The organism is Erwinia sp. S43 (assembly GCF_016624745.1).
Taxonomy (GTDB): Bacteria; Pseudomonadota; Gammaproteobacteria; order Enterobacterales; family Enterobacteriaceae; genus Erwinia; species Erwinia coffeiphila.
Window position 1 is genome coordinate 1 of record NZ_JACVTX010000054.1, and the last position, 5854, is coordinate 5854.

Annotated in this window: 6 protein-coding genes and 4 pseudogenes; 6 read left to right on the forward strand and 4 right to left on the reverse strand. The window is 51.6% G+C overall.

Annotated features, from left to right (window positions below):
* The first annotated feature begins 24 nt into the window (after nt 1-24).
* Nucleotides 25-321 carry an amidohydrolase family protein gene (locus tag IBT47_RS26690; RefSeq protein WP_200564259.1) on the forward strand — a complete coding sequence of 99 codons (297 nt, stop codon included), beginning with the start codon at nt 25-27 and terminating at the stop codon, nt 319-321.
* A gap of 157 nt (nt 322-478) precedes the next feature.
* Here IBT47_RS26690 and IBT47_RS26695 read toward each other — a convergent pair whose 3' ends face one another.
* The 3 genes and pseudogenes from IBT47_RS26695 to IBT47_RS26705 all read right to left on the reverse strand — a co-directional run.
* Entirely contained in the window at nt 479-1594 is a 1116-nt protein-coding gene (locus IBT47_RS26695) for an SMP-30/gluconolactonase/LRE family protein (protein WP_200564261.1), read from the reverse strand.
* A 3-nt stretch (nt 1595-1597) separates the two neighbouring features.
* The gene (locus IBT47_RS26700) at nt 1598-2161 is read right to left on the reverse strand and encodes a VOC family protein (RefSeq protein WP_234472137.1); all 564 of its coding nucleotides are present in this window, start codon (nt 2159-2161) and stop codon (nt 1598-1600) included.
* Between the two features lie 190 nt (nt 2162-2351).
* A pseudogene (locus IBT47_RS26705) lies at nt 2352-2606 on the reverse strand (sugar phosphate isomerase/epimerase); the annotation flags it as partial.
* Between IBT47_RS26705 and IBT47_RS26710 the strand changes: the two are divergent.
* Nucleotides 2591-2896: pseudogene (locus IBT47_RS26710) on the forward strand (LysR substrate-binding domain-containing protein); the annotation flags it as partial. The pseudogenes IBT47_RS26705 and IBT47_RS26710 overlap by 16 nt on opposite strands.
* Before the next feature lie 60 nt (nt 2897-2956).
* Here IBT47_RS26710 and IBT47_RS27180 read toward each other — a convergent pair.
* Nucleotides 2957-3049: pseudogene (locus tag IBT47_RS27180) on the reverse strand (recombinase family protein); the annotation flags it as partial.
* A 9-nt stretch (nt 3050-3058) separates the two neighbouring features.
* Here IBT47_RS27180 and IBT47_RS26715 point away from each other — a divergent pair.
* From IBT47_RS26715 to IBT47_RS26730, 4 genes and pseudogenes are all read left to right on the forward strand, one after another.
* Nucleotides 3059-3370: pseudogene (locus IBT47_RS26715) on the forward strand (DUF2726 domain-containing protein); the annotation flags it as partial.
* Between the two features lie 217 nt (nt 3371-3587).
* Entirely contained in the window at nt 3588-3884 is a 297-nt protein-coding gene (repA, locus tag IBT47_RS26720) for a replication regulatory protein RepA (protein ID WP_200564263.1), read from the forward strand.
* Between the two features lie 193 nt (nt 3885-4077).
* The gene (locus IBT47_RS27425; RefSeq protein WP_370569965.1) at nt 4078-4149 is read left to right on the forward strand and encodes a hypothetical protein; all 72 of its coding nucleotides are present in this window, start codon (nt 4078-4080) and stop codon (nt 4147-4149) included.
* A complete protein-coding gene (locus IBT47_RS26730; protein WP_200564267.1) occupies nt 4142-5185 on the forward strand; it encodes a Replication protein in 1044 nt (347 codons plus the stop codon). Before IBT47_RS27425 ends, IBT47_RS26730 begins: the two co-directional genes overlap by 8 nt.
* Nucleotides 5186-5854: the final 669 nt, after the last annotated feature.

Consider the following 5854-nt stretch of genomic DNA (forward strand, 5'->3'; position numbering starts at 1 on the left):
ATGTCGGAAGATCTCTAAAAGTGAATGGCCCGTTTTACCGGGATACTTACAGGGGCATTAACCGGCACACTTGAAGAGGGTAAGCGGGCAGACATTCAGATAATTAATCCCAATACGCTGAATATGGCAGGATTTGGCGGTGGCGACCCGGCAGCCCTCATCGTCTACTCGGCTCAACCGGAAAATGTGGAGACGGTCATTGTCGACGGCCGCATTATCAAAGCAGATGGAAAACTGCAGGGTATTAATCTGGAAGAGCAGCTAAGAGCGTCTAATGCCTCTGCAAAAAAACTTCTGGAGCACAGTGAATCGCAGATGTAACGAGGCCTGCTAATGTGCCAGCCATGAGGATATAACAATGTCCGCTTCTGACAAATAGCGGTATGAAAACAATATAGTCAGTTCCGCTGTGAGCGAACAGCGGACATTTATCAAGCACCAACGCGTTAAACTTCTGGGGGAGATCCTCAAAAGGACATTACCTTCTTTTTGGACTCTCCTCGGCCAGCCTGAAGCGATAAACATACCAGGGTGCATGCGTCTCGTCTTTGCCGTGGTTATTCGTGCCGATGGCTTCAATCTGCGGTGCGGGAATATACATCCAGCCACTTTTATCAATCACCAGCGCATCCGGCGTAATCAGCCGGTTATCCTGTATCAGCGTTTCCCGCACACCCTCAGGTGTAAGCCGGTCAATTGAGCGTTTCTCGACGTTGGATAAATACAGATTGCCCGCGGCGTCGATGGCGGAACCGCCAATTGAAGGGATATCCGCAACTTTTTCCAGCTGTTTCTCCAGCATGGCATCACTCAGAGCCGCATCACGCAGCAACGCGGTCCGGATACGATATAGTGGACCGGTTGGGGTTGCATAATATAGCCATTCACCATCTGCAGTAACTTCAATAACGTCACTGTGTACCGCAGGCTTTTTACCGCCAGCATCCTGTAAAACACGGCCTTTGAAACCGCGCTGTACGGCATTTTCTGGCTTACGCAGCAGGGGAGAGGATGATAGCCTCCTCACTGTTTTGCCGCTGGCTAAATCATGGATGATAATTCCGCCAAGGCCGGAGTCTGTGACGTAAATAAACGAGCCGTGAATACGCAGATCGTTGGGCGCGCCTCCTTCCGGCAAGGAGGTTTTATCAAAACGGATAAGCTTTTTCACCTCGCCGGAGGTCCGATCGAAGGCGATCAGTTTTGCCGCGCCAGGACTGGTTTTTTCTCCCTCAGCTGCACCCTGATCTACCACCCACAGCAGGTTGTCGCCAAAAATATGACAGGCATTGACGTTAACCAGCGTGTTGACGCCATCATCGCCGGGTTGCCAGCGATTCCACTGATTACCCGGAAAGGCGACCGGCCCTTTTTCGGTGATTCGGGCTAAGGCAGGCGACTTAAAATGTCCCTGAAATCGGGGAAAGTTCAGGAAGCAGGCACCGTCGGTTGCTACGGCAATGCCATTGGTCAGCCAGGGCGATTGAGCGAAACGCTGCAACGCCGGCCTGGTTGCTGATTTCGCAAAAGCCAAAACGGGACTTGCCAGGCAAATTGCGGCCAGGCTGCCGCTGATAAATTCTCTGCGCTGCATTATCTACTCCTGTTCCGATGATTGGGTGGGGATCCAGCGCGTCGCAGTGGTATGAAGATCATAACTCAGGGGGCTCGGCAGAGAGATCAGCTCAATAAGTAATCCAAAGGGCGTCATGCAAAACCAGGTCTGGTTACCTTTACCTTGTTCCTGGGCAAAACAGTCTGACGGGCCGTCGAACATTTTTGCGCCATATGCCCGCATCCTCTCGCCGGCCTCGTGAATATCGTCAACATAGAGGGAAAAGTGGTTAATGCCTGGCTGGGATGGATTAGCTTGATGATCCTTTGCGGCAGGTTCAGTCTGAAACAGTTCCACATTACACCCGTTCGCCAGACGTAACATCGCAAGGCCAGTCACCTTCAATTCACTGGGAAAACCATTTAAGGGTGCCATATTATCCCCAGCGATACTGTCGTCCTTATCATCAGGAGAAACCAACTGATAGAGAAGGGATGCGCCAAGCGCATTAGTGAAAAATTGTTTAGCCTGTTGAATATCTGTAACCGTAATTCCGATGTGTTCAATACCGCGAATTGTCATTTTCCCTCCAGCTGTTTTATCCATATTAAATTTTCATCAGAGGATTAAGCCTGGCAGAAATGTGCGGGATGTCACATAAACAGGTTTTTTAATAACCTCAAACTGCAGAGCTCATAGGGGGTTACCTGAGTTCCATCCTTCAGACAACCCCCGTTAAAACAACCGCTAATGCTGCCCATTAAAATGCGTCAACCCTTTCCAGTCTGATGAGAAGTTAGCGACAAATCGTCATATTGAGGGCATCAATAGACGTTTGAAGACCCGCTTCAACACCCATGGTTAAACCCTCCATTTCAAGCGATACATCACCGTCATAACCGGTCATTCGCAGCACAGAAAAGAGTTCTCTCCACCACTTCAAATCCTGACCGCAGCCTACCGCAACATAGTTCCGTGTACGGGTTTTAGTGTTGGTTACAGGTTGATACTCCATCAAACCATCAATTTCTGCCAGGCCTGGTTCAGAACGCAAAAAGCCTTGCTGAGCAGGCGGGTTTGAAGATCTCTGACATCCGCATAACGGTACGAGACTGGATTAGCGCCTGTATGTCAGTGCGCGAAAATATGGGAGTTGCACTTATTCCCCAGTCAGCGTTGCCTGCTGATTTGAGTGGTTTATCTGTTGTAACAGTAACCCCAAGAATTTACCGGGAATTTAGCCTTGTTTGCTCTTCACGAGGCAGATCTTCATCTGCGGTTCAGACGTTGTTAAGAAGTTTGCTTAACAGGGCCGGTACAGCACTAAAATATGAAATATAAAACCTGCTGAGTGTCCGCTTCTGGCACATAGCGGACCGTCCAGTTGAGAACTCATTGTCATTACTGCCCTGCCTTTATCCTGAGTATGGGTTGCCGGGTGGAATTAAATTCACGCGCAATGGCGCTGATAAAGATCTCGGTGTTAATCCGTACAAAGCATGATGGAAACTCTTCAGCCTGGTTTCGAAGTGGCACTGCGATGTGGTGATTGTTGACCGGGCAACCTTCGCCGTGGTGGCCGCCGTCGAGCTGGACGATCGCTCTCACCTCAAACCCGCACGCCGCCGGCGCGATATTCTGCTCAACGAAGTCATGCGTCAGGCGGACATTCCCCTTCTGCGGGGTTATGACCGGGTTGAGCTGCTGCAGCAGGTTATCAGCTTTCTCACATCGCGCGATAACGGGTCAGCCGCCGGCAGATCCCCAGAAGCGGTGGAAGACAGTTCCTGCCGCCCTGCGGTTGTCGGGTCCTGACGCTGCCAGGATTAGAAATTCCGACACCCTCAGGACCTGAGATTTAACAGTCATGATCAGGAGTCTTTACGGGTGACTACCCGGAACTGGCCGTGCCTGCGCCGATCTTCAGACCACGCGCCAACGTGCGTCTCACTTCAGATTCAGGACAGTCGCCGAACTTCCAAAACTGTAGTATCCTTCGGAAATGACGAAACAAATTTCAGAAGGAGAAGATATGTCGCAGGCATTGAACACTGAATCTCCTCCAAAAGCCAAACGGCTTTATCGCAAAGGTAACCGTCTTTCAGGTGCAGAGAAGAAACGTCTTTCTCTTTTGCGAAAAAAAGACACGCACAAAGAAGTGACTTTGTATATGCGTAATGCCTACAAAGACGGTCTGTTAAAGCTCTGTAAGGAAAAGGGAATGACGCAGGCTGCACTGGTCGAATATCTTATTGAGAAAGAACTCTCACTGGAAGCTGATCCGGAGCATAGCGTGAAGGGGTTACCATATTGCCTGCTCGAGGATTGAGTGGTACATTGCAGAACGTTAATGAATTCTGGCGGGCCACGCCGTAAGGTGGCAGGGACTGAAGTAACTGGCTGACAGGCTTCAGAAAAGCAAAAACCCCGATAATCTTCTCAACTTTGGCGGGTAGGAAAGATTAACGGGGCCCAACAAATCCACATAGAACATGTCGTTCTATGTGGAGGAGTATAGTGCCATGCTAAGGAAAACTCAATACCTGCTGCGGCTTCTCCCTCTGCACGACATAAGTGCAGGGAGCTGTGTCTGAATCATCAGCAGCAAATCATCAGGATGTTTACCGTCCGTCCCGCCGTGGGGAGTCTAACCGGCTTCGCCGTGGTACTTCAAAAACACACCGTCATCTGACACCTGTTTTTACCGGCAGCGTCCCGCGCGGAACCGCGTCTAAAGTGGTAGCCTGTTTCCGTCAGCACGACTGGTGTTGTAACAGCGATCTGATCGCGCTGCGGCGTACCGGCTACACGCCCTACGGTCGCATATTCGATCAGTCCTTCCGCCCGAAACCGATGCGTATCACGCCGCGTTCAGAGAGCCGGGAAGCGCTCACCGCGCTTTCGCTGGTACTCGCGGCCAACAGCGATTACAGCCCGGACAGCGACTACATGTTTGAAGTCATGCTTCCTCTGGAAGACGTGGCCAGACGAATGAACGCGCTGCATGTGTATGAGAACGGACGCAAGGCGTATGACGTGACCCTTCATGCGCTGCGGGTGCTGGAAGAACTGGACTACGTGGTGGTTCACCGCGACAGGGATACTGACTCCGGTCAGAACAAACCGGTGCGTATTTTCCTGACCGAACGCTGCTTTACGTCACGCGGGATCGCTGTCGAAGATATCCGTCAGTGGCTGCACAAATACCGCCAGTGGGCGGTGACAAAAGGTGTGGCTCAGTCACTGCGAGAGAAATACGAACGTCATCTGTTACGCATGGCTCGCATGGGCATGGATATCGAGAAACATCACTCCCTGAAAAACCGCCTGCGCCAGATAAAACTCTGGGTGGTCAGCCCGGAGCTGCGTGCTGAACGCCGCCAGCTGGAGAACGACCTGGGCGCTCAGATCGACCGTCACAGCGACAACCTGGTGCAGCTGCGCGCCGCAAAACGTGATAATACGCCAAACCGAACCGGCTGGATGCGCTGGGTGGCGAGTGGCCAGTGTACGACCGCGCAGCAGCTGCAGGCAGAGTGTACGGTAAAGGCACTGCATCCGCAGCTTCATCTCTCCGATCCTGAGCGTTATTACGCCCTTCTGCTTGAGCAGGCCGGCATACCTCTCTGATACACCACCTTTAACTTAACCGCGTATATCGCGGTTTCTGTGCTGGTATTTTGCCGCAAAAGGCAGTCCGGCAGGGCGGCGCACGTCCGTAACCGGTGTCAAATCCCGTATCCGGAACGTTTTTCCTGTATCACCGTCAGAAAAACGCCGGTGACCGGTGATTAAACATGCAGTTAAATTCGAAGACATTATCAAATAACATATTAAATTCGAACGGCAGATGTATCACAAGATTAACTTCGAAACCTCACCCGCAGTAATGCTTAATTTCGAACGTAATTTCTGAACTAAACATGCCCTTTAAAAAGGGAGTATTCGGAGCAGCTAGACGCTGCATCCGCGATAGCTCCTTTCACTCCGTTCAAGGCATAAACCATGCATCGCCAAACTTCAGCGCAGCTGGCAGAAAAATATAAGCACCTCCCCGCACCTGGTGCGGGGCAGTCACATTAGTTACAACAAACAGAGAGTGTCCCTTAACACAAAAAAGAGACGAACATCGTCGCCGTGCCCTTGTGTTGCCCGCCGGTTTTCCCCGCCCGGGGCCAACGGCCCCGGACAGGAAAAACAGACGGATGCTGTAACTAAAATGAGTTACCCCCTGTAAGCGGCCGCCAGGCGCCCGCTAACACTGCGGAAAAGATTTCCCGGCGAGCTGAAGCTCACCGC